Here is a 26,553-nt window from a genome sequence, read left to right on the forward strand (position 1 = left end):
CGCCGCGCTACACATGTCGGACATAACGGCGGCGGCGCCGGCGAGAGGGTTTCGGAGACGTAGGGATGGAACGGTTCGACGGGGTGCGCCTGACGCGGGCGGCGCTGGAAGACTTCGCGGCGGCGCTGCTGCGCGGCGCCGGCATGTCGGAGGACAGCGCGGCGGCGACCGCGCGGGCGATGACCGACGCCTCGGCCCGCGGCGTCGACACCCATGGCGTGCGCCTGATTCCCTTCTACCTCGACCAGCTGCAGAACGGACGGGTCAACCCGACCCCGGCGGTGACGGCGACCCGCACCGCGCCGGCCTGCGTCGTGGTCGATGCCGATGGCGGCCTCGGCCACCTCGCCAGCTACCGCGCCATCGACGAGGCGGCGCGGGCGGCGGAGGAGACGGGGCTGGCCGCGGCGGTGGTCACCCGCTCGTCCCATCACGGCGCCACCGGCGTCTACACCCTGGCGGCGGCGAAGCGCGGCTTCGTCGCCTTCGGCTGCACCCATGCCGATGCGCTGGTGGTGCCGCATGGCGGGGTGAAGCCGTTCTTCGGCACCAACCCGATCAGCTTCGCCGCCCCGGCGCGGGACGAGGAGCCGATGCTGCTGGACATGGCGACCAGCGCCGTCCCGCTGAACCGCGTGCATCTGCGCCGCGACACCGGGACGCCCCTGCCGCCCGAGGTGGCGGTCGGCGACGACGGCGTCGCCACCACCGACCCGCATGTCGCCACCGGCCTGATTCCGATCGGCGGGCTGAGCTACGGCTACAAGGGGGCCGGCCTGGCGATGATGGTGGAGATCCTGTGCGCCAGCCTGACCGGCATGTCGCACGGCTTCCGCATGACCAAGTTCACCGGCCCGGGCCAGCCGGTGCATATCGGCCATTTCTTCCTTCTGCTGAAGCCGCAGGCCTTCGCCGCCGGCGGTTTCGACTCGTCGCTCGCGGCGATTCTCTCGGATCTGCGGACGCAGCCGGCCCAGCCGGGACAGGAGGTGATGGCGCCGGGCGATCCGGAGAAGCGCGAGGCGGCGGAGCGGGAACGGCTCGGCGTGCCGCTGGACCGCCGCACCTGGGAGCGTCTGACGGCCTTCGCCGGCACCGTCGGCGTGCCCACGCCGGAGGCTTCCGTTGACGGGGCGCAGGCCGGCGCATAGTTTCACCCGGATGACGCTGGATCTGGAGTCCCGCCCATGAGCGGGTTGACCGCGGAGCTCGACCGCCTGGAGCGCGCCCTGGAGCGCCTGGACGCCGCCGTGGCGGCCCAGGAGGAGCGTCGCCAGACGCAGATCGACGAGATCGCGGACCGCGTGCGCTCGCAGGCGGTGACCGAGATCGAGACCGAGCTGCGCGAGGACACGGCGACGGTGGCGGCGCGGGTCAACCAGGTGATCCAGCGCATCGAGACCCTTTTGGAAAAGTAGCGCCGTGGCCCGGGTCGAAATCACTCTGAACAACCGCCCCTATCCGATCGCCTGCGAGGACGGGCAGGAAGGCCGCGTCCGCGAGGTCGCCGCCTTCGTGGCGGAGCGGATCCGCGAGATCCAGGGTTCGGTGCGGACCGCGACCGACACCCATCTCCTGGTCATGGTCGCCCTGATGCTGGGCGACGAGCTGCTCGACCTGCGCGAGGGCAAGGTCCCGGGCGCGCCCGCCCCGGCGCCGTCGCCGCTGGACGATCCGGAGCTGGCGTCCCGGCTGCAGAAGCTCGCGGATCGGATCGAGGCCATTGCAGCCCGGGTCGAGACGCCCTAAATCTGTGCACGGAGCGGGGCTGCGCGGTTCGACAGGTCGCTTTGTCCCTGGGGCCGATGCGCTTCTCTTAGGGGGCTGTCCCTGCCGGGATCGTGGTCCCGGACACACGGCACCCACCTGCTGTTGCAGGGCCCAAGAGGAGACGATATGACCACCGGCCGATGCGGCTCCGCTACCACTTCTCTCTTTCCCAGCCGCGATGCCTGACGGGACCGAGCTGCGCGACGCCAAGAAGGCGTTCCGGGCCGCGGCGCGGGAACGCCGTGCCGCCTACCACGCCCGGCACGGCGCCGGGGCGGGCGAACGGCTCCGCGACATCGTCCTGCAGGCGATTCCCATGCCGCCGGGCGGGGTGGTCAGCGGCTACCTGCCGATCGAGGACGAGCTCGACCCGCTGCCGCTGTTGCGCGCCGCGATCGATCGCGGCCATGCCGCCTGCGTGCCGGTGGTGCAGGGCAAGGGCCAGCCTTTGATCTTCCGCGACTGGACGCCCGAGGCGCCGCTGGTCGAGGGTGTGTTCGGGGTGTCGGTGCCGGCGCCCTCGGCACCCGAGCGGGTGCCGGATCTGCTGTTCGTGCCGCTGCTCGGCTTCGACCGCAAGGGCTTCCGCATGGGTTACGGCGCCGGCTTCTACGACCGCACCCTGGCCGGGCTGCGGGCGCAGCGGCCCGTGGTCGCGGTCGGCATCGGCTATGCCGGGCAGGAGGTCACGGCGGTGCCGGTCGGCCTGCACGACGAGGCCCTGGATTGGATCGTGACGGATCGCGAGGCGATCCGCATTGCTGCTTGAGACGGATTTCGGATGCGCATTCTTTTCCTGGGTGACGTCGTCGGCCGCGCCGCCCGCCTGGCGGTGATGGAGCAGGTGCCGCGGCTGCGGCAGCGCCTCGACCTCGATTTCGTGGTGGTCAACGGCGAGAACTCGGCCGGCGGCTTCGGCATCACCCCGAAGATCGCCGAGGAGTTCTACGAATCGGGCGTCGACTGCCTGACCACCGGCAATCATGTCTGGGACCAGCGCGAGCTCCTGGGCAGCATCGACCGCGATCGGCGGATCGTGCGTCCGGCGAACTTCCCGGCCGGCACGCCGGGGCGCGGCGCCACCCTGCTGCAGGCCCGCGGCGGGCGCCAGGTGCTGGTGGTCAACATCATGGCGCGGCTGTTCATGGACGCGCTGGACGACCCCTTCGCCGCGGTCGACAAGCTGCTGGCCGACATGGCCATGCCGGGCGTGGTCGACGCCATCGTCGTCGATTTCCACGGCGAGGCGTCGAGCGAGAAGATGGCGATGGGCCACCATCTCGACGGCCGGGTGACGCTGGTGGTCGGCACCCACACCCATGTCCCGACTGCGGATCTGCACATCCTGCGCGGCGGCACCGCCTATCAGACCGACGCCGGCATGTGCGGCGACTACGACAGCGTCATCGGCATGGTGAAGGAGCCGGCGATCGCCCGCTTCATCCGCAAGATGCCGACCGAGCGGCTGACCCCGGCCGACGGCCAGCCGACGATCTGCGGCCTGGTGCTGGAGACCGACGAGACCACGGGACTCGCCCGGCGGGTCGAGCCGCTGCGCATCGGCGGCCGGCTGACGCCGGCCTGGCCCAGCGGCTTCGCCCCGGCCGAATCGGCGGGTTGATCCTATTCAACTTGTTTCTCTGCAATTGCGTCTATCCGATTGCAGTGAAACGGAATATCCCGGGCTGGAAACTTTCGTGCCTCTTTCCTCCGGGCCACAAAACCGCCATAGTCTGGGCCTAACGCGGCGCGGGTGACCGAGCGGTGGCGCTTGCCGTCGACGGGCCGGCCGCATATGTCTCCCGCCGCGAGTTTCCAAAGTCAGTCAGGCGCAGCCCCATGGCCGGTCATTCACAGTTCAAGAACATCATGCACCGCAAGGGCGCGCAGGACGCCAAGCGGGGCAAGATCTTCACCAAGCTCCAGCGCGAGATCACCATTTCCGCCAAGCTCGGCCTGCCCGACCCGGCGATGAACCCGCGCCTGCGCGCCGCCATCCAGGCCGCGCGCAAGGAGAACATGCCGAAGGACAACATCGAGCGGGCGATCAAGCGCGCCACCGGCGACGGCGACGACAGCGACTATGTCGAGATCCGCTACGAGGGCTACGGCCCGGCCGGCATCGCCGTGATCGTCGAGGCGCTGACCGACAACCGCAACCGCACCGCGGCGGAAGTGCGCTCGATCTTCACCAAGCATGGCGGGTCGCTGGGCGAGACCAACTCGGTCAGCTTCATGTTCAACCGGGTCGGCGAGCTGGTGTTCCCGGCCAAGGCCGCCAGCGCCGACGCGGTGTTCGAGGCGGCGCTGGAGGCCGGTGCCGACGACGTGCAGAGCGATGACGAGAGCCACACCGTGACCACCTCGGTCGAGGGCTTCGCCGCCGTGCGCGATGCGCTGGAGGAAAAGTTCGGCGCGCCGGATTCGGCCGGGCTGGTCTGGCGCCCGCTCAACACGATCGCGGTGAACGAGGAGCAGGGCGCGGCGCTGCTGAAGCTGCTGGACACGCTCGACGACAATGACGACGTGCAGCGGGTCTCGGCCAATTTCGAGATCCCGGACGAGATCATGGCGCGGCTCACGGCCTGAGCCGGCGGAGGGGTGATGGCATTTCGGGGGATGGAGATGGGATCGGACCGGACGGCCGCGAGCGGCTGGCCGGCTTTTGTCTTGTCCTCGCCGACACCTCCCATCCTGTCATGCCCGGGCTTGACCCGGGCATCCAGAGGCTGTCGACATCTTCTGGATTGCCGGGTCAAGCCCGGCAATGACAGCAAAAAATGCTATCGAGGCCGGTTTCCGGCAATGAGCAGCCGATGAGGATCCTCGGCCTCGACCCCGGGTTGCGCCACACCGGCTGGGGCGTCCTCGATGTCGACGGCAACCGGTTGCGCTACATCGCCGACGGCAGCGTCGATTCCGACGACAAGGCCGACCTCGCCACGCGTCTCGTGCAATTGCATGACGGGCTGGTCGAGGTGATCCGAAGCTGGACGCCGGACGAGGCGGCGGTCGAAGAGACCTTCGTCAACAAGAACCCGACCTCGACCCTGAAGCTGGGCCTCGCCCGCGGCGTGGTGCTGCTGGTGCCGGCGCTGGCCGGCCTCCGGGTCGCGGAATACGGCGCCAACCACATCAAGAAATCCGTGGTCGGCGCCGGCCATGCCGACAAGACCCAGGTCCAGCACATGGTGCGGATGCTGCTGCCGGGGACCACCTTCAAGACGCCGGACGCGGCCGACGCGCTGGCGGTCGCGATCTGCCACGCCCATCATCGCCAGACCGAGGCCAGCATCGCCGGCATCCGGCTGCAGGTGGCGCGATGATCGCCCGGCTGCGCGGCCTCCTGGACAGCGCCGGGGCCGACCATGCGGTCATCGACTGCAACGGCGTCGGCTACCTGGTCTTCTGCTCGCGCCGCACCCTCGGCCTGCTGGGCGGTCCGCGCGAGGCGGTGGCGCTGCATGTCGAGACCCATGTGCGCGAGGACCACATCCATCTCTACGGCTTCGCCGACACGGCGGAGCGCGACTGGTTCCGGATTCTGACCACGGTGCAGGGGGTCGGCGCCAAGGTGGCGCTGGCCATCCTGTCGGTGCTGTCGCCGGACCAGGTGGCCACCGCCATCGCCGCCGGCGACAAGGCGATGCTGGCCCGGGCCGAGGGCGTCGGGCCGAAGCTGGCCGGCCGGATCGCGTCGGAGCTGAAGGACAAGGTCGGCGGCATCGCGCTCGGGCCAGCCGTCGCCGCCTTCCATGGCGGGGGCGCCGCGGCCCCCTCCGCGCCGGCGGAGGCGGGCGCCGCGGCCGATGCCGTCTCCGCCCTGGTCAATCTCGGCTACGGCCGGGCCGAGGCCTTCGCCGCCGTGGCCAGGGCCGGCGGCAGGCTGGGCTCCGAGGCGACCGTGTCGGCGATCATCCCCGCCGCCCTGCGTGAGCTGGCGTCATGAGCGGCCCCGGAGACACCGACCGCATCGTCACCGGCGAGCGCCAGGGCGACGACGACGCCTCGCTGCGGCCGCAGACGCTGGAGGATTTCGTCGGCCAGCGCGAGGTCTGCGACAATCTCCGCGTCTTCGTCACCGCCGCCCGCGGCCGGGCCGAGGCGCTGGACCATGTCCTGCTGTTCGGCCCGCCGGGCCTGGGCAAGACCACGCTGGCGCAGATCGTGTCGCGCGAGCTCGGCGTCGGCTTCCGCGCCACCTCCGGCCCGGTGATCGCCCGCGCCGGCGACCTGGCCGCGATCCTGACCAACCTGCAGCCGCGCGACGTGCTGTTCATCGACGAGATCCACCGCCTGAACCCGGCGGTGGAGGAGATCCTCTACCCGGCGATGGAGGACTTCCAGCTCGACCTGATCATCGGCGAGGGGCCGGCGGCACGGTCGGTGCGGATCGACCTGCCGCCCTTCACCCTGGTCGGCGCCACCACCCGGTCGGGGCTGATCACCACGCCGCTGCGCGACCGCTTCGGCATCCCGTTGCGGCTGAACTTCTACGGCACGCCGGAGCTGGAATCGATCGTCAGCCGCGGCGCCCGGCTGCTCGGCTGCCCGCTGACCGACGAGGGCGCGCACGAGATCGCCAAGCGGTCGCGGGGCACGCCGCGCATCGCCGGCCGGCTGCTGCGCCGGGTGCGCGATTTCGGCGCCGTGGCCGGGCTGGACCGGATCGACGCCCGCGCCGCCGACCAGGCGCTGAAGCGCCTCGACGTCGACGAGGCGGGGCTCGACGCCATGGACCGGCGCTATCTGCGCCTGATCGCGGAGCATTACGGCGGAGGTCCGGTCGGGGTCGAGACGCTGGCGGCGGCGCTGAGCGAGCAGCGCGACATGATCGAGGACGTGATCGAGCCCTACCTGCTGCAGCAGGGCCTGGTGCAGCGCACGCCGCGCGGCCGCGTCCTGGGCGACCGCGGCTACCGCGCGCTCGGCCTGGCCGAGCCGAAGCGCGCCGCCTCCCAGCTCGATCTGTTGCCGGAAGACGAGCCGTGACCGCGCCCCATTTTTTTCCCGTCCGGGTCTATTGGGAGGACACGGACGGGTCGGGAATCGTCTATCACGCCTCCTATCTGCGCTTCGCCGAGCGGGCGCGGACCGAGCTTCTGCGCGCGGCGGGGTTCGAGCAGTGGTCGATGCTGGCGAAGACCGGTATCGCCTTCGCCGTGCGCCACTGCGCCATCGATTTCCGCCGTTCCGCCCGGCTCGACGACCAGCTTCTGGTCGAGACGCGGGTGACGGCGATCGGCGGCGCCAGTCTCGAAATGTCGCAGGTGATCCGGCGCGATGGGGACGACATCGTCACATTGCTGCTGAAATTGGCCTGCATCACTCGTGACGGCCGGGCGGCACGGATGCCGCCGCGGCTTCGCGAGGTCTTCAACGCGATCAAAGGTCAGACCGCGTCGCACGCGGCGGAGTGAAGGGCGAAGGTATGGAGCAGTCGGTGATCGAAACCGCCCAGGCGGTCGGGCAAGGTGCCGTGCACAACATGAGCATGTGGGGCTTGTTCCTGCAGGCCGACGTGATCGTCAAATTCGTGATGCTGCTGCTGCTGGCGGCATCCGTCTGGTGCTGGGCGATCATCTTCGAGAAGTGGATCCGCGTCCGCCGGCTGAACCGCCAGGCCGATGCCTTCGAGGATGCGTTCTGGTCCGGCGGGTCGCTGGACGACCTGTACGACCAGGTCGGCGCCAACCCGCCCGATCCGATGGCCGCCACCTTCGCCGCCGGCATGAAGGAATGGCGCATCGCCGCCGATCGCGGCATCGCCGCCTCCGGCAGCATGCGGGCCGGGCTGCAGCAGCGCATCGACCGGGTGATGCAGGTGACCATGACGCGTGAGCTGGGCCGGGTCGAGCGCGGCATGACCGTGCTGGCCTCGGTCGGCTCGACCGCGCCCTTCATCGGCCTGTTCGGCACGGTCTGGGGCATCATGAACTCGTTCCAGTCGATCGCCGCCCAGGCCGACACCAGCCTCGCCGTGGTGGCGCCGGGCATTGCCGAAGCGCTGTTCGCCACCGCCATCGGCCTGTTCGCCGCCATTCCCGCCACCACCGCCTACAACAAGTTCTCGAACGACCTGAACAAATACGCCGAGCGGCTGGAGAACTTCGCCGGCGAGTTCGGCGCCATCCTGTCGCGCTATCTCGAGGACCGCAGCTGATGGGTGTCTCGCTCTCCCACGCCACGGGTCGCACACGCGGCGGCCGCCGCACCTTCCGCCCGAACTCCGACATCAACGTCACGCCCTTCGTCGACGTCATGCTGGTGCTGCTGATCGTGTTCATGGTCACCGCGCCGCTCCTGACCGTCGGCGTGCCGGTCGACCTGCCGCAGACCCGGGCCCAGAACATCCCGACCAAGGAGCAGCCGCTGCAGGTCACCATCGATGCCCAGGGCCAGATCTATGTGCAGAAGAAGCAGGTGGCGATGGAGGACCTGGTGCCGATGCTGACCGCGATCGCCAAGGCCCAGGCCCAGGGCTCGGCGGCAGGCACCGGCGGCGGCCCGGCCGAGACCCGCATCTTCGTGTTCGGCGATCAGGCCCTGGCCTATGGCCGGATCATGCAGGTGATGGGCGCCATCACCTCGGCCGGCTTCACCCGGGTGGCGCTGATCTCCGAGACGCCGAAGGGGCAGGCCGCCCTGACGCCGGCCCCGGCGACCACCGCACCGGCACCGAGGCGCTGACAAGAGCCCCATGCGTCCCAGTCTCATCATCTCCCTGGCCCTGCACGCGATCCTGCTGGTCGTGCTGATGTTCGGGCTGCCGCTGTTCCGGCGCGACGCGCCGGCGATCGCGGTCGTGCCGGTGGAGATCGTCAGCGCCGATGCGGTCGGCGCGGGCGCGACCGGCGAGATCGCGCCGGACCGCCCGCCGGCGCCGGATGCCACCGGCGACGCCGAGGCGCCGCCGCCGCCGGCCGCGGCCAAGACGCCGCCGTCGCCGAAGCCGCCGGCGCAGCGGCCGGAGCCGCCGAAGGTGGCGCAGCTGCCGCAGCCGCGCCAGTCCGAGCCGACGCCGCAGGCGCGGCCGGCGCCTGAGCCCGAGCCGGCCTCGCCGCCGCCTCCGCCGCCGACCCCGCCGGCGCCGAAGACGCCGCCGCAGGCGCCGGAGCTGCCGACGCCGCCGACCCCGACTCCGCCGCCGCCCACGCCGCCGCCACCGCCGGTGCAGGCACCGTCGCCCGAGGCCACCAAGCCGCCGCCTCCGCCGACGCCGCAACAGCCTCCACCACCCCCGCCGCCGCAACGGCCGAACCCGCCCTCGGGCAAGCCGCAGGCGGAGCCGACCCCGACTCCGTCGCCGCCGACGCCGCCGGCCGAGACGGCGCAGGCCGACCCGATGGCGATCGCCCCGACCGAGGCGCCGCGCCCGGGCAAGCGGCCGACGGCTCCGCCGCCGGCGCCGACGCAGCAGGCGGCCACGCCGACGCGATCAGCGCAGGGCCAATCGCAGTCGGTCGACAGCGACGCCCTTGATGCCCTGGCCAGTGAGTCCACGTCGACGCGGCCGAGCAATAGCCGTTCGAACCGTACTGCGGCGCCATCCGGCCAAAACTCCCGGTCGCGGGACATCAGCAAGGGCGAGAAGGATGCGATCGCCCGCGTGGTCGGAGACCAATGGAACGTGGATCGCCAAGCGCAGGACGTTCCCGTCGTCGAGGTTCTCGTCAGGATCGACGGCAGCGGCAAGCTGTCCTCCGTGGAGATCGCCGATCCGTCGATGCGCAGCAACGCAGCCGCCCGTGCAGCCGTGCGCGCTGTCTATGTCACGTTCGATCAATGGCCCGTCCCGCAAGGGGGGTGGCCAGACGACACCTTCCGTCTTGTGTTCGATCCCAAGGACATGTTCTGACCAGCCAGGAACCGAGGTGCAGACAATGAAACGAGGCTTCCTCCAGACCACGCTGGCCGCCCTGGCTGCGGTCGTATCCCTCTCGCTCGCGGCCGCGCCGGCCCAAGCCGAGATCCGGATCGACATCAACCAGGGCGTGACCCAGCCGATGCCGATCGCGATCACCGACTTCCCGGGTGATGCCGTCGGCAGCCAGATCAGCCAGATCATCACGGCGGATCTGCAGCGCTCCGGCCTGTTCGCGCCGATCGACCCGCGCGCCTTCACCCAGGATGCGGCCTCGCTGCAGCAGGGCCCGCGCTTCGCCGACTGGAAGGTGCTGGCCGCCCAGGCGCTGGTCACCGGCCAGGTCCGGCCGCGCGGCGACGGCCGCTTCGACGTCGACTTCCGGCTCTGGGACGTCGCGGCCGAGCAGCAGCTGACCGGCCTGACCCTGACCGGCGACAGCGCCCTGATGCGCCGCGTCGCCCACAAGATCGCGGACGAGATCTACCGCGCCGTCACCGGCGAGGACGGGTATTTCGACACCCGCGTCGTCTACGTCTCCGAGACCGGGCCCGAGACCAACCGGGTCAAGCGCCTGGCGATCATGGACCAGGACGGGGCCAACCATCAGTTCCTGACCGACGGGTCGCAGCTGGTGCTGACGCCGCGCTTCTCGCCCAACACGCAGCAGATCACCTACATGGCCTATGTCGGCAACAAGCCGCGGGTCTATCTGCTCGACCTCGGCAGCGGCCGGCAGGAATCGCTCGGCGACTTCGCGAACATGACCTTCTCGCCGCGCTTCAGCCCGGACGGCAACCGGGTGATCTTCAGCATGGCGCAGAACGGCAACACCGACATCTACGTCCAGGATCTGCGCACCCGCTCGGTGCAGCGCCTGACCTCCGACCCCTCGATCGAGACCTCGCCTTCCTACTCCAAGGACGGGTCGCAGATCGTGTTCGAGAGCGACCGCGGCGGCAGCCAGCAGCTCTACATCATGAACTCCGACGGCTCGGGCGTGCGCCGCCTCAGCTTCGGCCAGGGCACCTATGGCACGCCGGTGTGGTCGCCGCGCGGCGACCTGATCGCCTTCACCAAGATCACGCGCGGCCAGTTCTCGATCGGCGTGATGCGGCCGGACGGGACGGGCGAGCGCGACCTGGCCTCGGGCTTCCTGGCGGAAGGCCCGACCTGGGCTCCGAACGGCCGCGTGCTGATGTACACGGCCAGCGGCGGCGGCGGCAGCAAGCTGGTCACGGTCGACATCACCGGCCGGGTCAGCGCCGCGGTGCCGACGCCCTTCGACGCGTCCGACGCCGCCTGGTCGCCGCTGCTGCCGTGACGGCAAGCCGCAGAAATGCTAGAAATACCGCAAGAAATACCTTGCGGAGCAGGCAGTAACCTGCTTTTCCCTCAACCGATTTCCGAATCGTAAAGTCGGATCCACGTCAGGGGCAAAGAACCATGCGTCTCAAGATTGTGTCCCTCATGGGGGCTCTGCTGCTGGCCACCGCCTGCAGCTCCACCCAGAACGCCGGCACCGGCGCCGGCGCCGGCGGCCTCGGCACGGGCGGCACCGCCGTTCCCGGCTCGCAGCAGGATCTGGCTCAGAACATCGGCGACCGGGTGTTCTTCTCGCTCAACGGCTTCGACCTGAGCCCCGAGGCCCAGGCCACGCTGAACAAGCAGGGCGGCTGGCTGCAGCAGTACCAGAACGTCGCCGTGACCGTCGAAGGCCACGCCGACGAGCGCGGCACCCGCGAGTACAACCTCGCGCTCGGCGACCGCCGCGCCAACTCGGTGCGCAACTACCTGATCGCCAATGGCGTGGCCCCGTCGCGGGTCACCACCATCAGCTACGGCAAGGAGCGTCCGGCTGTGCCGGGCCACGACGAGTCGGCCTGGGCGCAGAACCGCCGGGCGGTCACGGTCGTCAACTGATCTCCGCCGGGACGGCGGGCGGCGCCTTCGCGGCGTGGCCCGCCGGCCGGTCGGACGACTTGCGCGCCGGGCGGCGGCAGCGGCATCGCCGTTGTCGCTGCGACCGGCGCGTCTTATTTTCGCCGCTGGGATCGGCTCAGGATCGGTCCCGCGGCCAGACCGAACCCGTGCTCCGAACCATGGAGGTGGAGGCGACATGCCGGTTTCGCAGAGGCGATGGAGTATTCTTGCGGCCGCGGCGCTCGCCGTCGCGGTCCTGGCCCCGTCCGGGCCCGGCCGGGCGCAGAGCTACGAGGCCCAGCTCGAGGTCCGGGTCAGCACGCTGGAGCAGCAGATCTCCCAGCTGACCGGCCAGATCGAGCAGCTGCAGTATCAGAACCAGCAGCTCGCCGACCAGCTGAAGCGGGCCCAGGCCGATATCGAGTTCCGGCTGAACGAGCTCGAAGGCGGCGGTGGCGGCAGCACCAAGGCCGCACCGGCCCCGGCGCCCGCCAAGCGGGCGCCGGCCCAGACCGCGCCGCGGACGCCGCAGCCCTTCACCCCGACGCCGCTGGTGCCGCCGAAGCGGTCCGACGCCGGCCCGCCGGCCCCTGGCTACGACGGCCAGGGCGACAGCCTGGGCGCGCCGCAGGAGATGGGCGCGGCCGATCCGGGCTATGCGCCCTCGGTCCCGGCCTTCGCCTCGACCGAGCCGCAATCCTACGGCCTCGGCGGCACGGCGCCGGGCGACGTCACGGCCTGGTACAACCAGGCCCAGGGCCTGTACAACCGGGGCGACTATGACGGCGCCATCGCCGGATTCAGCCAGGTCATCGCCGCCGACCCCGGCGGCGGCCTGGCCGGCAACGCCAACTATTGGCTCGGCGAGTCCCTGCTGGCCAGGGGCCGGCCGGGCGAGGCGGCCAACGCCTTCAACACCGCCTGGTCGACGGATCCGCGCGGGCCGCGGGCGCCGGACGCCCTGATGCGCCTGGGCCAGTCGCTGGTCGCCGCCCGGCAGGAGCGTTCGGCCTGCGACGCCTTCGCCCGGCTGGTGGCGGACTATCCCGACGCCCCGGCACAGATGCTGCGCCGCGCCAAGGACCAGCAGCTGCTGATGCGCTGCTGATGCATGACCAGTCCGGTCGCGCCCGAGCCCGTCTCGGATGAGGAATTCGCCGCGCGGCTCGACCGCCTCGGCCCGTTCGACCGGCCGTTTCGCCTTGCCGTCGCCGTCTCGGGCGGTCCCGACAGCATGGCGCTCAGCCTCCTCGCCGCATGCTGGGTCCGGCAGAGGGGCGGCCAGATCCTGGCCCTGACCGTCGACCACCGGCTCCGCCCGGATTCGACCGCCGAAGCCGCCGCCACCGGCGCTTCCCTGACCCGCCACGACATTCCGCACCGGATCCTGACCTGGACCGACGCCCCCGCCCGGGCCTCGCAGGACGAGGCGCGCCGCGCCCGCTACGCCCTGCTGGACCGGGCCTGCCGGGAGGCCGGCATCCGCGACCTGTTGGTCGCCCATCACCGCGAGGATCAGGCCGAGACCGTGCTGCTGCGCCTGGCCAAGGGCAGCGGCGTCGACGGGCTCGCCGGCATGGCCGCCTGGCGCCCGACGCCCTGGGGCCGGCTGCTGCGGCCGCTGCTCGACCTGCCGAAGGCCCGGCTGATCGCCACCTGCGCCGGATTCGGCGTGGTCCCGGTCGACGATCCCTCCAACCGGCGCAGCCGCTACGCCCGCGCCCGGCTGCGCGCCGCCCGCGAAGTGCTGGCGGCGGAGGGGCTGACCGACGACCGGCTGTTCGCCCTGGCCCGCCGCGCCGGCCAGGCCCGGGCGGCGCTGGAGCGCTTCACCGCCGAACTGGGCGCGCGCGCCGTGCGGCTGGACCCCGCCGGCTATGCCGCGATCGATCTTCCGGCGCTGCGCGAGGCGGATCCGGAGATCGCCCGCCGCCTGCTCGACTCCGTCACCGCCTGCATCGGCGGCGGCGCGGAGGCCCGCTTCGATGCGCTGGAGCGGCTGGCCGGCGCGGTGCAGGACGGTGCGCTGCTGGGTCGCACCCTGGGCCATTGCCGCCTGCGCACGGCCGGCGACCGGCTGCTGGTGTTCCGCGAGCGGCGCCGCCTGCCGGAGGTCGTCGGGCCCCCGCCCGGCACATCCTTGCTCTGGGATGGCCGTTTCCGCATCGAAACGCCGGCGGATGCCGCGCCGGACGACCGGATCGCGGCCTGGGGCGACGCCGCGGCCGGGGAGGGGCGTCCCGACGGACTGCCCTTCGACGCCGCTGCGGTGCTGCCGGCGCTGTGGCGGAACGGCCGCGTGCTGCGCCGACCGGTCCCGGATGCGGCCGGGCCCGGCCTGTTTCTGCGGTTCGAGCCGCTTCGGCCGCTGCTGCCGAATGGATTCCCGGTTGTTTAGAGGCGGCGCTATATTATCTACTAGCGAGCCCCCGGAGCATTCCGGGGACCCACGACGCCGTGGCGCCGCGCAAGCGGTATGCGCGGGACATGAGGCGACCGTCCGTGAACAATTTCGGCAAGAACTTTGCGCTCTGGATCATCATCGGCCTGCTGCTCCTGGCGCTGTTCAACCTGTTTCAGAGCTCCGGCGGCCGCAGCCCGCAGGGTGAGCTGGCCTACAGCGACCTGGTGACCGCGGTCGAGAAGGGGCAGGTCCTGGACGCCAAGGTCCAGGGCAACACCGTCATCGGCCACTACAATCAGAACGGCGGCGGCGGGTCGTTCCAGACCTACGTCCCGGACGGCACCGACATCGTCAATAAGATGACGCAGGCCGGCGTGCGCGTGCAGGCCGCGGCGCCCGAGGGGCCGAACCTGCTGCTGACGACGCTGATGTCGTGGCTGCCGATGCTGCTGCTGATCGGCGTCTGGATCTTCTTCATGCGCCAGATGCAGTCCGGCGGCGGCAAGGCCATGGGCTTCGGCAAGAGCCGCGCCCGGCTGCTGACCGAGCGCACCGGCCGCATCACCTTCGACGACGTCGCCGGCATCGACGAGGCCAAGCAGGAGCTCGAGGAGATCGTCGAGTTCCTGAAGGACCCGCAGAAGTTCCAGCGCCTGGGCGGCAAGATCCCGAAGGGCGTGCTGCTGGTCGGCCCTCCAGGCACCGGCAAGACCCTGACCGCCCGCGCGGTCGCGGGCGAGGCCAACGTGCCGTTCTTCACCATCTCCGGCTCGGATTTCGTCGAGATGTTCGTCGGCGTCGGCGCGTCCCGCGTCCGCGACATGTTCGAACAGGGCAAGAAGAACGCCCCCTGCATCATCTTCATCGACGAGATCGACGCGGTCGGCCGCCATCGCGGCGCCGGCCTGGGCGGCGGCAACGACGAGCGCGAGCAGACGCTGAACCAGCTGCTGGTCGAGATGGACGGCTTCGAGGCGAATGAGGGCGTGATCCTGATCGCCGCGACCAACCGCCCGGACGTGCTGGACCCGGCGCTGCTGCGCCCCGGCCGCTTCGACCGCCAGGTGGTGGTGCCGAACCCGGACATCATGGGCCGTGAGAAGATCCTCAAGGTCCATATGCGCAAGGTGCCGCTGGCGCCGGACGTCGACCCGCGCGTCATCGCCCGCGGCACGCCCGGCTTCTCCGGCGCCGACCTCGCCAACCTCGTCAACGAGGCGGCGCTGCTGGCCGCCCGGCGCGGCAAGCGCGTGGTCTCCCATGCCGAGTTCGAGGAAGCCAAGGACAAGGTCATGATGGGGGCGGAGCGCCGCTCGATGGTCATGACCGACGAGGAGAAGAAGACCACCGCCTATCACGAGGCCGGCCACGCCATCGTCGGGCTGTACGTGCCCGAGCACGATCCGATCCACAAGGCGACGATCATCCCGCGCGGCCGCGCCCTCGGCATGGTGGTCAGCCTGCCGGAGAACGACCGCATCAGCTGGGCCAAGATCCAGATGGAATCCCGCCTGGCCATGACCTTCGGCGGCCGCCTGGCCGAGGAGCTGATCTTCGGGCCGGAGCGGGTGACCAGCGGCGCCGCCAGCGACATCCAGGCGGCGACCAACCTGGCCCGCGCCATGGTGACCGAATGGGGCATGTCGCCCAAGCTGGGCCGGCTGCGCTACAGCTCGAACGGCCAGGAGGTGTTCCTCGGCCATTCGGTGACGCAGACGCAGAACGTCTCGGAAGAGACCGCCAAGATCATCGACGAGGAGATGCGTCGCCTGATCGAGGAGGCCGAGACCAAGGCCCGGACCATCCTGACCGAGCATATCGACCAGCTGCACCTGCTGGCCAACGCCCTGCTCGAATACGAGACGCTGACCGGCGACGAGGTGCGGGGCCTGATCCTGCGCGGCGAGCCGATCGTGCGGCCGGAGCCGAACGACGAGCCGCCGCCGCCGAAGCGTCCGACCAGCGGCAAGCGCACCTCGGTGCCCTCGGGCGGTGCCAAGGGCATCGATCCGGAGCCCCAACCTGGTACGTAATCGGGCGGGAACCTGGTGACGACCCAGACCGACCACGGGCCGCGTTTCGACGCGGCCCGTGCCGTTTCCCTCTCCGACGATGTCGCGCCCTGGGCCGCCCGGCCCGGGTTGCGACCGTATCTGCGCCCGCTCGGCCTAGCCGACGCCGCGCCGGACGCGCTGCCCCTGGCCGGCGGCCCGCTGTCCTTCGACCGGGTCGAGCTGATCCTGCGCGGCGACGGCCGTCTGGAACGAGCCGTCGCCGACCTCGTGACCTTGCGCCGCTGGGCTGCGCGCCACGGCCTCGGCGCCGCGATCGAAGACCGGCTCGACCGGCTGAGCCGGCCCCGGCCGGCCTTCGCCGGGCTCGATCTCGACCGGCCGCGGCTGATGGGCATCGTCAACGTCACCCCCGACAGCTTCTCTGACGGCGGCGACTTCGCCGAGGCCGGCCGCGCGGTCGCGCACGGGCTGGCCCTGGCCGAGGCGGGGGCGGAGGTCCTCGACATCGGCGGCGAATCGACCCGGCCCGGCTCCGCCCCGGTGTCGCCGGAGGCGGAGATCGCCCGGATCGAGCCGGTGATCCGCGACCTGGCCAATCGCGGCCTGACCGTGTCGGTCGACACCCGCCACGCCGCGGTGATGGAGGCGGCGCTGGCCGCCGGTGCCCGGATCGTCAACGACGTCACCGGCCTGACCGGTGATCCCGCCAGCCTGGGCGTGGTCGCCCGCGCCGGCTGCCCGGTGGTGCTGATGCACATCCGGGGCGAGCCGCGGACGATGCAGCAGAATCCCGTCTACGACGACGTCCTGCTCGACGTGTTCGACTGGCTGGAAGAGCGCATCGCGGCCTGCGCCGCCGCCGGCATCCCGCCCGGCCGCATCGCTGTCGATCCCGGCATCGGCTTCGGCAAGAAGTCGCTGACCCACAATCTGCCGCTTTTGCGTGGTCTCTCTCTGCTGCACGGACTCGGCTGCGCCGTGCTGCTCGGCGTGTCGCGCAAGCGCTTCATCGGCACCCTGTCCGGTGCCGCCGATCCGAAGGAGCGGGTATCGGGGTCGATCGCGGCGGGGCTGTACGGCGTGGCTCAGGGGGTGCAAATCTTACGGGTTCATGACGTCGCGGAGACGCGGCAGGCGCTGGCCGTGTGGTCGGCGCTGCAGGTGGGGACCGAGCTGGAGGCAGGGGATTAGATGACGCGCAAGCTGTTCGGGACCGACGGCATCCGCGGTCGCGCGAATGTCGAACCGATGACGGCTGAGACGGCGCTGAAGGTGGCGACGGCGGCGGCGGCGCAGTTCCGCCGCGGCGACCACCGCCACCTGGTGGTGATCGGCAAGGACACCCGGCTGTCCGGCTATCTGCTGGAGCCGGCGCTGACCGCGGGCTTCATCGGCGCCGGCATGGACGTCACCCTGGTCGGCCCGATCCCGACCCCGGCCATCGCCATGCTGACCCGGTCGCTGCGCGCCGATCTCGGGGTGATGATCTCGGCCTCGCACAACCCCTACGAGGACAACGGCATCAAGCTGTTCGGTCCGGACGGCTACAAGCTGTCGGACGAGGTCGAGAAGGCGATCGAGGACCGCATCGCCCAGCCGACCGAGGACCAGCTGGCGCCGCCGGCCCGGCTCGGCCGCGCCCGGCGGCTGGACGACGCCTCCGGCCGCTACATCGAATACGCCAAGAACACCTTCCCCAAGGGGCTGCGGCTCGACGGGCTCAAGGTCGTGGTCGACTGCGCCAACGGCGCCGCCTACAAGGTCGCCCCCGCGGTGCTGTGGGAGCTGGGGGCCGAGGTGATCAAGATCGGCGTGTCGCCGGACGGCCTCAACATCAACAAGCTCTGCGGCGCCACCGCGACCGACGTGATGCAGCAGGCGGTGGTGGCGCACGGCGCCCATCTCGGCCTGTCGCTGGACGGCGACGCCGACCGGCTGATCATGGCCGATGAGACCGGCCGGCAGATCGACGGCGACCAGCTGATGGCGATGATCGCGCGCGACTGGTTCGCCGGCGGCCGCCTGGCCCAGCCGGCGGTGGCGGCGACGGTGATGTCGAATCTCGGCATGGAGCGCTTCCTCGGCGGCCTCGGCCTCGGCCTGATCCGCACCGCGGTCGGCGACCGCTACGTGGTCGAGACCATGCGCGAGCGCGGGCTCAACCTCGGCGGCGAGCAGTCCGGCCACATCGTCATGAGCGACTACGCCACCACCGGCGACGGTCTGATCGCGGCGCTGCAGGTGCTGGCGGTGATCCAGCAGTCCGGCCGGCCGTCGAGCGAGGTGTTCCGGGTGTTCGAGCCGCTGCCGCAGCGGCTGCGCAGCGTCCGCTTCAAGCCGGTGCCGGGCGCGCCGTCGCCCTTGGAGCAGGCCCTGGTCAAGCAGGCGATCGCCGAGGCGGAGGCCAGGCTCGGCAAGGACGGCCGCCTGCTGATCCGCAAATCCGGCACCGAGCCGGTGATCCGGGTGATGGCCGAGGGCGAGGACGCAGCGCTGATCGAAAGCCTGGTCGGCGAGATCTGCGCGACGATCGAGACCGCAGCGTGATTCTCGGTGCGTAGGTTGGGTTCGCTCGGCGAACCCAACATCGTGCCGCCTGAGCTATCGTTGGGTTCGCAAGCGCGAACCCAACCTACGATCCAGTCCTCTTGCAAATACCGATTGACGGAATCGGGGCGATCTCTATCCTCCGCGGCGGGCCACGTCCCCCCACCGGGACGCTGCTATCTGGAAGGATAGACATGACTGCGAGCGCGCTCGCCCCCATGCCCGGACTCCGTCCGCGCAACCCCAATTTCTCCTCCGGTCCCTGTGCCAAGCGCCCCGGCTGGTCGCTCGAGGCGCTGCAGAATGCCGCCCTCGGCCGGTCGCATCGCGCCGGCATCGGCAAGGCCAAGCTGGCCGACGTGATCGAGCGGTCGAAGCGCGTGCTGGGCATGCCCGCCGGCTGGCGCCTGGCCATCGTGCCGGGATCGGACACCGGCGCCGTCGAGATGGCGCTGTGGACTCTGCTCGGCGCCCGCGGCGTCGACCTCCTGGCCTGGGAAAGCTTCGGCGAGGGCTGGGTCACCGACGTCGTCAAGCAGCTGAAGCTGCCGGATGTCCGCACCTTCAAGGCGCCCTATGGCGAGCTGCCGGACCTGGCGCAGGTCGATTTCGACCGCGACGTGGTGCTGACCTGGAACGGCACCACCTCCGGTGTGCGGCTCGCCAATGGCGACGCCATCCCGGCGAACCGGCAGGGCTTGGTGATCTGCGACGCCACCTCGGCCGCCTTCGCCATGGACCTGCCCTGGGACAAGCTCGACGTCGTCACCTGGTCCTGGCAGAAGGTGCTGGGCGGGGAGGGCGCGCACGGCATGCTGGCCCTGTCTCCCCGCGCGGTGGAGCGGCTGGAGTCCTACACGCCGGCCTGGCCGCTGCCCAAGGTGTTCCGCCTGACCTCCAAGGGCAAGCTGGCCGAGGGGCCGTTCAAGGGCGAGACCATCAACACCCCGTCGATGCTGTGCGTCGAGGACGCGATCGACGGCCTCGCCTGGGCCGAGGAGATCGGCGGGCTGGATAAGCTGATCGAGCGGTCGGAGAACAATCTGGCGGCCGTCGCCGCCTGGGTCGCGCGCACCCCCTGGGTCGATTTCCTGGCTGCGGATCCGGCGATCCGCTCCTGCACCTCGATCTGCCTGAAGATCGTCGACCCGGCAGTCACGGCGCTGGACGCCGACGCGCAGGCCGCGGTGCCGAAGAAGATCGCCTCGCTCCTGGAGAAGGAAGGCGTCGCCTTCGACATCAACGGCTATCGCGACGCGCCCCCGGGCCTGCGCATCTGGGGCGGCGCCACGATCGACACCGCCGATCTCGAAGCGCTGCTGCCCTGGCTCGACTGGGCGTTCGACCGCGCCCGGGCCGAGCTGAAGCTGGCTGCCTGATCCTTTCTCCCGTCAACACCCTGCACCTCGCCCCGCCATCGTCGCGGAGCGGCGGGGCGCAGGTTCCCTTCGGAGCAAGACAATGCCCAAGGTTCTCATTTCCGACAGCCTGTCCCCGGCCGCCGTCGCCATCTTCCGCGACCGCGGCGTCGAGGTCGACGTCAGGACCGACCTGAAGCCCGAGGAGCTGAAGGCGATCATCGGCCAGTATGACGGCCTCGCCATCCGCTCGGCCACCAAAGTGACCAAGGAGGTGCTGGCCGCCGCGACCAACCTCAAGGTCGTCGGCCGCGCCGGCATCGGCGTCGACAATGTCGACGTCCCGGCCGCCACCCAGCGCGGCGTGGTGGTGATGAACACGCCCTTCGGCAACTCCATCACCACCGCCGAGCACGCCATCGCCATGATGTTCGCGCTGGCCCGGCAACTGCCGGACGCCAACGCGTCGACCCATGCCGGCAAATGGGAGAAGTCCCGCTTCATGGGCGTCGAGCTGTTCGGCAAGACGCTGGGCCTGATCGGCTGCGGCAACATCGGCTCGATCGTCGCCGACCGCGCCGTGGGGCTGAAGATGAAGGTCATCGCCTACGACCCGTTCCTGTCGCCGGAGCGGGCGCTGGACCTGGGCGTGGAGAAGGTCGAACTGGACGGGCTGTTCCAGCGCGCCGACTTCCTGACCCTGCACACGCCGCTGACCGACCAGACCCGCAACATCATCGACGCGGCGGCGATCGCGAAGATGAAGCCGGGCGTGCGCATCATCAACTGCGCCCGCGGCGGGCTGATCGTCGAGGACGACCTGCTGGCGGCGCTGAAATCCGGCCATGTCGCCGGCGCCGCGCTGGACGTCTTCGCGGCCGAGCCGGCGAAGGAGAGCGCCTTCTTCGGCCTGCCGAACGTGGTCTGCACCCCGCATCTCGGCGCGGCGACCAGCGAGGCCCAGGAGAATGTGGCGCTGCAGGTGGCCGAGCAGATCTCGGACTTCCTTCTCTCCGGCGCCGTGACCAACGCGCTGAACATGCCGTCGGTGACGGCGGAGGAGGCGCCGAAGCTGAAGCCGTACCTGGCCCTGGTCGAGCAGCTGGGCAGCTTCGCCGGGCAGATCACCGAGACCCGGCTGAAGGCGGTCAACATCACCTATGAGGGCGACGTCGCCCAGCTCAACACCCGGCCGATCACCAGCGTCATCCTGGCCGGGCTGCTGCGGCCGCTGCTGGACAGCGTCAACATGGTATCGGCGCCGGTGGTGGCGCGCGAATACGACATCGACGTCAGCGAGACCAAGCGCGAGACCTGCGAGGATTACCACACGCTGGTGCGGCTGACGGTGACGACCGAGCGCCAGACCCGCAGCATCGCCGGCTCGCTGTTCGCCGGCACCAAGCCGCGGATCGTCGAGCTGGAGGGCATCTCGCTGGAAGCCGAGGTGGCGCGCAACATGCTGTTCGTGCGCAACGAGGACAAGCCGGGCTTCATCGGCCGCCTCGGCACGGTGCTGGGCGACGCCGGCATCAACATCGCCAACTTCAACCTCGGCCGGCGGCCCGAGGGCGGCAGCGCGCTGGCCCTGGTCTCGGTCGACAGCCCGGTGGCGGAGGAGATCGTCAAGACCGTGCTGGGCCTGCCCAGCGTGGTCCAGGCCAAGGCGCTGAACTTCTGAGCCGACGGTAGCGTATCGAACGAAAAGCCCCGGCGAAGGTCGGGGCCTTTTGTTGTGACCATCCCCACACTGTCATTGCCGGGCTTGACCCGGCAATCCAGGGGCCACGAAGAGCCGCTCTGGCCGCCCCTGGATCCTCGGGTCAAGCCCGAGGATGACAGTCAGTAGATAGCGCAGGTGCAGGACAGGTCCGCACCACGACGTCTCGTCAGAACGGCGAGTCCGGGTAGTAGAACTCCTCGGCGTTCTCCTTGGTCACCAGCGTGGCGTCCAGGATGTAGCGGCCGCGCACCGGCAGGTGGTCGTAGAGGTTGGCGGCGGTCAGGTCCATCGCCACCGCGACCATGGCCGGCGGGTACAGCACGTCGACCGGGATCATCTTGTCGCCGTCCATCACCTTCTTGACCATGTCCTTCATGCCGGCGCCGCCGACCACGAACTTGATGTCGGTGCGGTTGGCCTGCTGGATCGCCTCCAAGACGCCCACGGCCATGTCGTCGTCCTGGCACCACACCGCGTCGATCTTCGGGTACTTGGCCAGGTAGTCCTGCATCACCTTGAAGGCGTCGTCGCGGCTCCAGTTGCCGAACTGCTTGTCCAGCACCTTGATGCCGCTGCCGGCGATCGCCTCGTCGAAGCCCTTGATCCGCTCCTCGTCGATCACGATCGGCAGGCCGCGGATGACCACGACGTCGCCGGTGCCCAGCGTGTCCTTGATGTACGTGCCGGCGACGCGGCCGAGCTCCGGGTTGTTGCCGGCGACGTAGAGGTCCTGGATCGACTGGTCGCTCAGCGCCCGGTCGACCACGGTGACGAAGACGCCCTTCGACTTCACCTGGCGGATCGGGTCGGTCAGCTCGTCGGAATTGTGCGGCAGGGCCACCAGCGCGTCGATGCCCTGGGTGGTCAGGTCCTCCAGCGCATTGGCCTGGGACGCGCCGTCCGGCGAGGTCTTGACGATCACCTTCAGCCCCGGATAGCGAGCCTCCAGCGCCTTCGCCTGCTCCTGCGCGTGATAGACGACGCCGCCGGTCCAGCCATGGTCGGCGGCCGGGATCGACACGGCGATGGTCTTGCTCTCCTGTGCCTGGGCGGCACCGAAGGCCGCCATCAGGGCCACGGCCGCGAGGCCGATCATCTTGAAACGCATCTATTCCTCCCCAGAAATCGAGCCTGTTGCGAACGGGCGGCCCTAATTGCCCGGCCGGCGCAGCAGCGACCGCTGCACCAGCATGGCGATGATGATGATGGCGCCCTGCACCGCGCCGATCAGGTACTCGCTGACCAGGTTGGACAGGGCCATGATGTTGCCGACGACCTCAAGGATCAGGGCGCCGCAGATCGTGCCCCAGATCCGGCCGATGCCGCCGCGCAGCGCGGTTCCGCCGACGACCACGGCGGTGATCGCCTGCAGCTCCCACAGCAGCCCGGTGGTCGAGGTGGCGGAGCCGAGCCGCGGCACATAGACCAGCACGGCCACGGCGACGCAGACGCCCTGGATGACGTATGTCAGGGTGCGGATGCGGTCGACGGCGATGCCGGAGTAGCGGGCGACCTCCTCGTTCGACCCGACGGCGCGGACATGGCGGCCGAAGGGCGTGCGGTACAGCACGAAGGCGCCCAGCGCGCCGACCGCCAGGATCACCAGGATCGGCACCGGCACGCCCAACACCGTGCCGAAATAGACCGGCCGGTACAGCGCCCGCAGGTCCGGCGCCTTCATCGCGATCGAGCCGCCCTCGGCCAGCCAGATCAAGAGGCCGCGGAAGATGCCCATGGTGCCGAGGGTGACGATGAAGGGCTCGATCCGCCCGACCGTGGTGATCAGCCCGTTGCCCAGGCCGCACAGCGCGCCGAGCATGATCGCCGAGGCCATGGCCAGGGCGATCAGGCTGACCCCGTCGCCCAGCGGCGCCGCGTTCATCAAGAGGATCATGGCGCCCGCGACGAAGCCGGACATCGACCCGACCGACAGGTCCAGCCCGCCCGCGGTGATGACGAAGGTGGCGCCGACCGCGATGATGGCGATGAAGGCGCTGCGGGTGGCGACGTTCAGCAGGTTGTCGGCGCTGAGGAAGTTCGGGTTCAGCAGGGCGCCGACGACGATCAGCACGGCCAGCGCGAAGAACGGCGCCGCGGTGCGGATGTCGAACTTGAAGCCCCGTCCGGCGGTTGTCGTGGTGGTGGTGGTGCTCATGCCTGTTCCACCGACGCTTCCGCCGGTGCCATGGTTTTCACGCCGGTGGCGTAGGTCACGATCTCGTCCTCGGTCATCGCGTCGCCGGTGACCTCGCCGACGATGCGGCCGGACCGCATCACCAGGATGCGGTGGCAAAGGCCGATCAACTCCTGCATCTCCGAGGAGATGACGATCACCGACTTGCCCTGGGCCGCAAGCTCGGCGACGAAGCGGTAGATCTGCTGCTTGGTGCCGATGTCGATGCCTCGCGTGGGCTCGTCGATCACCACGATCTCCGGCTCCAGCAGCATCATCTTGCCCAGCAGCAGCTTCTGCTGGTTGCCGCCGGACAGCTGCCCGGCCAGCAGGTCCTTCCGGCGGGTGCGGACGTCGAAGGCGGCGATGGCGCGGTCCAGCTCGGCCCACTCCTTCGCAGCGTCGATCACCGGCCCGCGGGTGAAGCGCTTCAGCGCCGCCAGTGTCAGGTTGATGCGCAGGTCCTGGGCCAGCAGCAGGCCTTTGCCCTTGCGGTCCTCGCTGAGATAGACGATGCCGGCCGCCATGCTGTCGCGCACGGTGGCGAAGCGGGCCGATTTGCCGTCGCGGAAGACCTCGCCATGGGCCGTGCGCAGCCCCAGAACGCCCTCCAGCAGCTCGGTGCGGCCGGCGCCGACCAGTCCGGCGAAGCCAAGGATCTCGCCGCGCCGCAGGGTGAAGGTTGCGTCCTCGGCATAGCGCGGCACGGTCATGCCCTTGACCTCGAGCACCGGGTCGCCGGAAGGGGCGTCGGTGCGCGGCGGGTAGAGATTGGCCATGTCGCGGCCGACCATCATCCGCGCCATGTCCAGCGGCTGCAGCTCCGCGGCGGGCCGGGTGCCGACCAGCCTGCCGTCGCGCAGCACCGTCACCCGGTCGGCGATCGCCTTCACCTCCGGCAGCCGGTGCGAGACGTAGAGCACGCCCACGCCCTTGGCGCGGATGTCGTGGATGACCTTGAGCAGCGCGTCGGTCTCGTGCGAGGTCAGCGACGCCGTCGGCTCGTCGAAGATCACCACGCTGTGCGGCACCAGCAGCGCCTGGGCGATCTGCACCAGCTGGCGTTGCGCGATCGACAGCTGGGCGACCACGACGGCCGGGTCGATCTCCGCCCCCAGCGACCGCACCGCCTCGGCTGCGCGGGCGTTCATGGCGCGATCGTCGACCGCCAAGCCTCGGCGCAGCTCGCGGCCCAGGAACAGGTTCTCGGCCACGGTCAGGTGCGGCGCCAGCAGGATCTCCTGATGCACCAGCACGATGCCGTGCCGCTCCGCGTCCACCGGGCCGGCGAAGCGGATCGGCGCGCCGTTCAGGGCGATGGTGCCGGCGGTCGGCTCGAGATGGCCGGCCAGGATTTTCATCAGCGTCGACTTGCCGGCGCCGTTCTCGCCGATCACGGCGTGGACCTCGCCCGGCAGCAGGTCGAAGCCGATCTCCTGCAGCACGGCCACGGTGCCGAAGGTCTTGCCGAGGCCTTGGACGGACAGCACCGGGCCGAGGGCAGGGGAGGGAACGGTCATGGCAGGTTGTCCCGGATGAAGATGTCGATCCGGATCCGCTCCTGGTCCGGCACGATCGGCACGCCCTCGCGCAGCGCCAGCAGCACCCGGATGCTGCTGCGCGCCATGTGGCCCGCATCCTGGTTGATGACGGCGTCGATGGTGCCGCGGATCAGGTGGCGGCGGGTGAAGTCGGTCAGCTCGTGGCCGATGAAGACGACGTCGCGGGCGCGGCCGGTCGCCTCCAGCGCGGCGACCACGCCCTGCTGGCCGCCGCCGACATTGTACAGCCCGACCAGGTCGGGGTTCTCGTCCAGCAGGGTGCGGGCGGCAGCCTCCACCCGGCCGGGATCGTCCCGCGCCTCGCGCAACGGCAGCACCTCCAGCTGGGGGTATTCGCGGGCGATGACCTGCTCGAACCCGAATTGCCGCTCGATATGGTCGCGCAGCTGCAGCGATCCGGCGATCAGTCCGACCTTGCCGCGGCGCGGGCCCAGGAAGCGGCCCAGCAGGCTGGCGGCGCTGCGGCCAGCGGCGTGGTTGTCGAGTCCGACATAATGGTGCCGCCTGGCATTTGGCAGGTCGGAGACCAGCGTGACCACCGCGATGCCGCGGGCCGTCAGGGCGTTCAGCGCCTCGACCACGGCCGGATGGTCCAGCGCCACCACGGCGACGCCGTCCAGCTCCGTCGGCAGCCTTTCCAGCGCCTCGGCCAGGGCCTCGCCGTCGAAGACGTCGACCTGCAGCACGTCGATCGCCACCCGCTCGGCCTCATAGCGGCGGGCGAGGGTGCGGAACTCTCGCTCCAGATTGTCCATGAAGTCGTTGGTGCCGGCCGGCAGGATCGCGGTGAAGCGGAAATCGCGTGCCCGCGACAGGCGCGAGGCCAGCCGGTCCGGCTCGTATTGCAGCCGTTCGACCGCCGCCTTCACGCGGTCGATCATGCGCGCATGGATGCCGGCACGTCCGTTCAGCACGCGATCGACGGTCGCGACGCTGACGCCGGCTTCCCGTGCGACGTCTTGCAGCGTCGTCCTGGCCACGGAAGCCCCTCCCTGATTGAAGGGATATCATCAAAATTTGATGAAGGGAAATCAAACCGGGTCGGCACCACCCGGCACGCCCGCCGGCCCCGACGCGGTTTATCGGATCACAGGACGAAGTCTGCCGCCGCCAGGGAGAGGTGGAGTGGACCCCGCTGGTGAGACAGGGAAAATAGGGACAGTTCTCTGAGAAGGAGAACCGATGTCCAAGCGGGAGAGCCGGACCTTCAGCCG

At 70.4% G+C, this 26,553-nt stretch carries 26 protein-coding genes and 1 other RNA gene; 23 read left to right on the forward strand and 4 right to left on the reverse strand.

Annotated elements, in window-relative coordinates; all coding sequences use genetic code 11:
- The first annotated feature begins 65 nt into the window (after positions 1-65).
- From ACFW16_RS27565 to serA, 23 genes are all read left to right on the forward strand, one after another.
- A complete protein-coding gene (locus ACFW16_RS27565) occupies positions 66-1,151 on the forward strand; it encodes an Ldh family oxidoreductase (RefSeq protein ID WP_380311167.1) in 1,086 nt (361 codons plus the stop codon).
- A 36-nt stretch (positions 1,152-1,187) separates the two neighbouring features.
- Positions 1,188-1,418: a hypothetical protein gene (locus tag ACFW16_RS27570; RefSeq protein WP_225766788.1), complete on the forward strand. Its 231-nt coding sequence runs from the start codon at positions 1,188-1,190 to the stop codon at positions 1,416-1,418.
- A gap of 4 nt (positions 1,419-1,422) precedes the next feature.
- The gene (locus ACFW16_RS27575; protein ID WP_225766787.1) at positions 1,423-1,749 is read left to right on the forward strand and encodes a cell division protein ZapA; all 327 of its coding nucleotides are present in this window, start codon (positions 1,423-1,425) and stop codon (positions 1,747-1,749) included.
- 13 nt (positions 1,750-1,762) lie between these two features.
- A non-coding RNA gene (ssrS, locus tag ACFW16_RS27580) (6S RNA) lies at positions 1,763-1,923 on the forward strand.
- 25 nt (positions 1,924-1,948) lie between these two features.
- Positions 1,949-2,539 carry a 5-formyltetrahydrofolate cyclo-ligase gene (locus ACFW16_RS27585; RefSeq protein WP_380311170.1) on the forward strand — a complete coding sequence of 197 codons (591 nt, stop codon included), beginning with the start codon at positions 1,949-1,951 and terminating at the stop codon, positions 2,537-2,539.
- Positions 2,540-2,551: 12 nt separating this feature from the next.
- Positions 2,552-3,391: a YmdB family metallophosphoesterase gene (locus ACFW16_RS27590; protein ID WP_380311172.1), complete on the forward strand. Its 840-nt coding sequence runs from the start codon at positions 2,552-2,554 to the stop codon at positions 3,389-3,391.
- A gap of 218 nt (positions 3,392-3,609) precedes the next feature.
- On the forward strand, positions 3,610-4,359 hold the full coding sequence (locus tag ACFW16_RS27595) for a YebC/PmpR family DNA-binding transcriptional regulator (RefSeq protein ID WP_380311174.1): 750 nt from the start codon (positions 3,610-3,612) through the stop codon (positions 4,357-4,359).
- A gap of 227 nt (positions 4,360-4,586) precedes the next feature.
- Positions 4,587-5,096: a crossover junction endodeoxyribonuclease RuvC gene (gene ruvC / locus ACFW16_RS27600; protein WP_380311176.1), complete on the forward strand. Its 510-nt coding sequence runs from the start codon at positions 4,587-4,589 to the stop codon at positions 5,094-5,096.
- The gene (gene ruvA, locus ACFW16_RS27605) at positions 5,093-5,719 is read left to right on the forward strand and encodes a Holliday junction branch migration protein RuvA (protein ID WP_380311178.1); all 627 of its coding nucleotides are present in this window, start codon (positions 5,093-5,095) and stop codon (positions 5,717-5,719) included. Before ruvC ends, ruvA begins: the two co-directional genes overlap by 4 nt.
- On the forward strand, positions 5,716-6,762 hold the full coding sequence (gene ruvB, locus ACFW16_RS27610) for a Holliday junction branch migration DNA helicase RuvB (protein WP_380311180.1): 1,047 nt from the start codon (positions 5,716-5,718) through the stop codon (positions 6,760-6,762). The genes ruvA and ruvB overlap by 4 nt, the downstream gene beginning before the upstream one ends.
- Positions 6,759-7,190 carry a tol-pal system-associated acyl-CoA thioesterase gene (gene ybgC, locus ACFW16_RS27615; protein WP_380311182.1) on the forward strand — a complete coding sequence of 144 codons (432 nt, stop codon included), beginning with the start codon at positions 6,759-6,761 and terminating at the stop codon, positions 7,188-7,190. The genes ruvB and ybgC overlap by 4 nt, the downstream gene beginning before the upstream one ends.
- Before the next feature lie 11 nt (positions 7,191-7,201).
- Positions 7,202-7,933, forward strand: coding sequence for a protein TolQ (gene tolQ, locus ACFW16_RS27620; RefSeq protein ID WP_380311212.1), 732 nt, complete (start codon positions 7,202-7,204; stop codon positions 7,931-7,933).
- Positions 7,933-8,460 (forward strand): protein TolR, encoded by a 528-nt coding sequence (tolR, locus tag ACFW16_RS27625; protein WP_380311184.1) that lies wholly within the window; start codon positions 7,933-7,935, stop codon positions 8,458-8,460. The genes tolQ and tolR overlap by 1 nt, the downstream gene beginning before the upstream one ends.
- 67 nt (positions 8,461-8,527) lie before the next feature.
- Positions 8,528-9,628, forward strand: coding sequence for a hypothetical protein (locus ACFW16_RS27630; RefSeq protein WP_380311186.1), 1,101 nt, complete (start codon positions 8,528-8,530; stop codon positions 9,626-9,628).
- Positions 9,629-9,653: 25 nt separating this feature from the next.
- The gene (tolB, locus tag ACFW16_RS27635) at positions 9,654-10,958 is read left to right on the forward strand and encodes a Tol-Pal system beta propeller repeat protein TolB (RefSeq protein ID WP_380311188.1); all 1,305 of its coding nucleotides are present in this window, start codon (positions 9,654-9,656) and stop codon (positions 10,956-10,958) included.
- Positions 10,959-11,080: 122 nt separating this feature from the next.
- Complete coding sequence (pal, locus tag ACFW16_RS27640; RefSeq protein ID WP_343714477.1) at positions 11,081-11,557, forward strand: peptidoglycan-associated lipoprotein Pal; 477 nt, start codon at positions 11,081-11,083, stop codon at positions 11,555-11,557.
- A 196-nt stretch (positions 11,558-11,753) separates the two neighbouring features.
- A complete protein-coding gene (gene ybgF, locus ACFW16_RS27645) occupies positions 11,754-12,665 on the forward strand; it encodes a tol-pal system protein YbgF (RefSeq protein WP_380311191.1) in 912 nt (303 codons plus the stop codon).
- A gap of 3 nt (positions 12,666-12,668) precedes the next feature.
- Positions 12,669-13,955, forward strand: coding sequence for a tRNA lysidine(34) synthetase TilS (tilS, locus tag ACFW16_RS27650; protein WP_380311193.1), 1,287 nt, complete (start codon positions 12,669-12,671; stop codon positions 13,953-13,955).
- An 89-nt stretch (positions 13,956-14,044) separates the two neighbouring features.
- Complete coding sequence (gene ftsH / locus ACFW16_RS27655) at positions 14,045-15,994, forward strand: ATP-dependent zinc metalloprotease FtsH (protein WP_380311195.1); 1,950 nt, start codon at positions 14,045-14,047, stop codon at positions 15,992-15,994.
- A gap of 15 nt (positions 15,995-16,009) precedes the next feature.
- Entirely contained in the window at positions 16,010-17,167 is a 1,158-nt protein-coding gene (gene folP / locus ACFW16_RS27660; protein ID WP_380311197.1) for a dihydropteroate synthase, read from the forward strand.
- Entirely contained in the window at positions 17,168-18,523 is a 1,356-nt protein-coding gene (gene glmM, locus ACFW16_RS27665; protein ID WP_380311199.1) for a phosphoglucosamine mutase, read from the forward strand.
- A gap of 194 nt (positions 18,524-18,717) precedes the next feature.
- The gene (locus ACFW16_RS27670) at positions 18,718-19,902 is read left to right on the forward strand and encodes a phosphoserine transaminase (protein WP_380311201.1); all 1,185 of its coding nucleotides are present in this window, start codon (positions 18,718-18,720) and stop codon (positions 19,900-19,902) included.
- Positions 19,903-19,984: 82 nt separating this feature from the next.
- Positions 19,985-21,562: a phosphoglycerate dehydrogenase gene (serA, locus tag ACFW16_RS27675; protein ID WP_380311203.1), complete on the forward strand. Its 1,578-nt coding sequence runs from the start codon at positions 19,985-19,987 to the stop codon at positions 21,560-21,562.
- Positions 21,563-21,770: 208 nt separating this feature from the next.
- On the opposite strand, the gene ACFW16_RS27680 is transcribed toward serA, so the two are convergent.
- From ACFW16_RS27680 to ACFW16_RS27695, 4 genes are read right to left on the reverse strand one after another with little or no spacing between them, the layout of a single operon-like run.
- On the reverse strand, positions 21,771-22,712 hold the full coding sequence (locus tag ACFW16_RS27680; protein WP_380311205.1) for an ABC transporter substrate-binding protein: 942 nt from the start codon (positions 22,710-22,712) through the stop codon (positions 21,771-21,773).
- Between the two features lie 42 nt (positions 22,713-22,754).
- Positions 22,755-23,759, reverse strand: a complete 1,005-nt coding sequence (locus tag ACFW16_RS27685; protein ID WP_380311207.1) for an ABC transporter permease — start codon at positions 23,757-23,759, stop codon at positions 22,755-22,757.
- On the reverse strand, positions 23,756-25,297 hold the full coding sequence (locus ACFW16_RS27690) for a sugar ABC transporter ATP-binding protein (protein ID WP_380311209.1): 1,542 nt from the start codon (positions 25,295-25,297) through the stop codon (positions 23,756-23,758). Before ACFW16_RS27690 ends, ACFW16_RS27685 begins: the two co-directional genes overlap by 4 nt.
- Entirely contained in the window at positions 25,294-26,319 is a 1,026-nt protein-coding gene (locus tag ACFW16_RS27695) for a LacI family DNA-binding transcriptional regulator (protein WP_380311211.1), read from the reverse strand. Before ACFW16_RS27695 ends, ACFW16_RS27690 begins: the two co-directional genes overlap by 4 nt.
- Between the last annotated feature and the right edge of the window lie 234 nt (positions 26,320-26,553).

The organism is Inquilinus sp. NPDC058860 (assembly GCF_042743185.1).
In the GTDB taxonomy this organism is placed as follows: Bacteria; Pseudomonadota; Alphaproteobacteria; order DSM-16000; family Inquilinaceae; genus Inquilinus.

Excerpts from the sequence above, each read along its gene's own strand:
- ACFW16_RS27565 (WP_380311167.1), top strand. The coding sequence starts at position 66 with ATGGAACGGTTCGACGGGGTGCGCCTGACGCGGGCGGCGCTGGAAGAC.
- ACFW16_RS27570 (WP_225766788.1), top strand. The coding sequence starts at position 1,188 with ATGAGCGGGTTGACCGCGGAGCTCGACCGCCTGGAGCGCGCCCTGGAG.
- ACFW16_RS27585 (WP_380311170.1), top strand. The coding sequence starts at position 1,949 with ATGCCTGACGGGACCGAGCTGCGCGACGCCAAGAAGGCGTTCCGGGCC.
- ACFW16_RS27590 (WP_380311172.1), top strand. The coding sequence starts at position 2,552 with ATGCGCATTCTTTTCCTGGGTGACGTCGTCGGCCGCGCCGCCCGCCTG.
- ACFW16_RS27595 (WP_380311174.1), top strand. The coding sequence starts at position 3,610 with ATGGCCGGTCATTCACAGTTCAAGAACATCATGCACCGCAAGGGCGCG.
- ruvC (WP_380311176.1), top strand. The coding sequence starts at position 4,587 with ATGAGGATCCTCGGCCTCGACCCCGGGTTGCGCCACACCGGCTGGGGC.
- ruvA (WP_380311178.1), top strand. The coding sequence starts at position 5,093 with ATGATCGCCCGGCTGCGCGGCCTCCTGGACAGCGCCGGGGCCGACCAT.
- ruvB (WP_380311180.1), top strand. The coding sequence starts at position 5,716 with ATGAGCGGCCCCGGAGACACCGACCGCATCGTCACCGGCGAGCGCCAG.
- tolQ (WP_380311212.1), top strand. The coding sequence starts at position 7,202 with ATGGAGCAGTCGGTGATCGAAACCGCCCAGGCGGTCGGGCAAGGTGCC.
- tolR (WP_380311184.1), top strand. The coding sequence starts at position 7,933 with ATGGGTGTCTCGCTCTCCCACGCCACGGGTCGCACACGCGGCGGCCGC.
- ACFW16_RS27630 (WP_380311186.1), top strand. The coding sequence starts at position 8,528 with ATGTTCGGGCTGCCGCTGTTCCGGCGCGACGCGCCGGCGATCGCGGTC.
- tolB (WP_380311188.1), top strand. The coding sequence starts at position 9,654 with ATGAAACGAGGCTTCCTCCAGACCACGCTGGCCGCCCTGGCTGCGGTC.
- pal (WP_343714477.1), top strand. The coding sequence starts at position 11,081 with ATGCGTCTCAAGATTGTGTCCCTCATGGGGGCTCTGCTGCTGGCCACC.
- ybgF (WP_380311191.1), top strand. The coding sequence starts at position 11,754 with ATGCCGGTTTCGCAGAGGCGATGGAGTATTCTTGCGGCCGCGGCGCTC.
- tilS (WP_380311193.1), top strand. The coding sequence starts at position 12,669 with ATGACCAGTCCGGTCGCGCCCGAGCCCGTCTCGGATGAGGAATTCGCC.
- ftsH (WP_380311195.1), top strand. The coding sequence starts at position 14,045 with ATGAGGCGACCGTCCGTGAACAATTTCGGCAAGAACTTTGCGCTCTGG.
- glmM (WP_380311199.1), top strand. The coding sequence starts at position 17,168 with ATGACGCGCAAGCTGTTCGGGACCGACGGCATCCGCGGTCGCGCGAAT.
- ACFW16_RS27670 (WP_380311201.1), top strand. The coding sequence starts at position 18,718 with ATGACTGCGAGCGCGCTCGCCCCCATGCCCGGACTCCGTCCGCGCAAC.
- serA (WP_380311203.1), top strand. The coding sequence starts at position 19,985 with ATGCCCAAGGTTCTCATTTCCGACAGCCTGTCCCCGGCCGCCGTCGCC.
- ACFW16_RS27680 (WP_380311205.1), bottom strand. The coding sequence starts at position 22,712 with ATGCGTTTCAAGATGATCGGCCTCGCGGCCGTGGCCCTGATGGCGGCC.
- ACFW16_RS27685 (WP_380311207.1), bottom strand. The coding sequence starts at position 23,759 with ATGAGCACCACCACCACCACGACAACCGCCGGACGGGGCTTCAAGTTC.
- ACFW16_RS27690 (WP_380311209.1), bottom strand. The coding sequence starts at position 25,297 with ATGACCGTTCCCTCCCCTGCCCTCGGCCCGGTGCTGTCCGTCCAAGGC.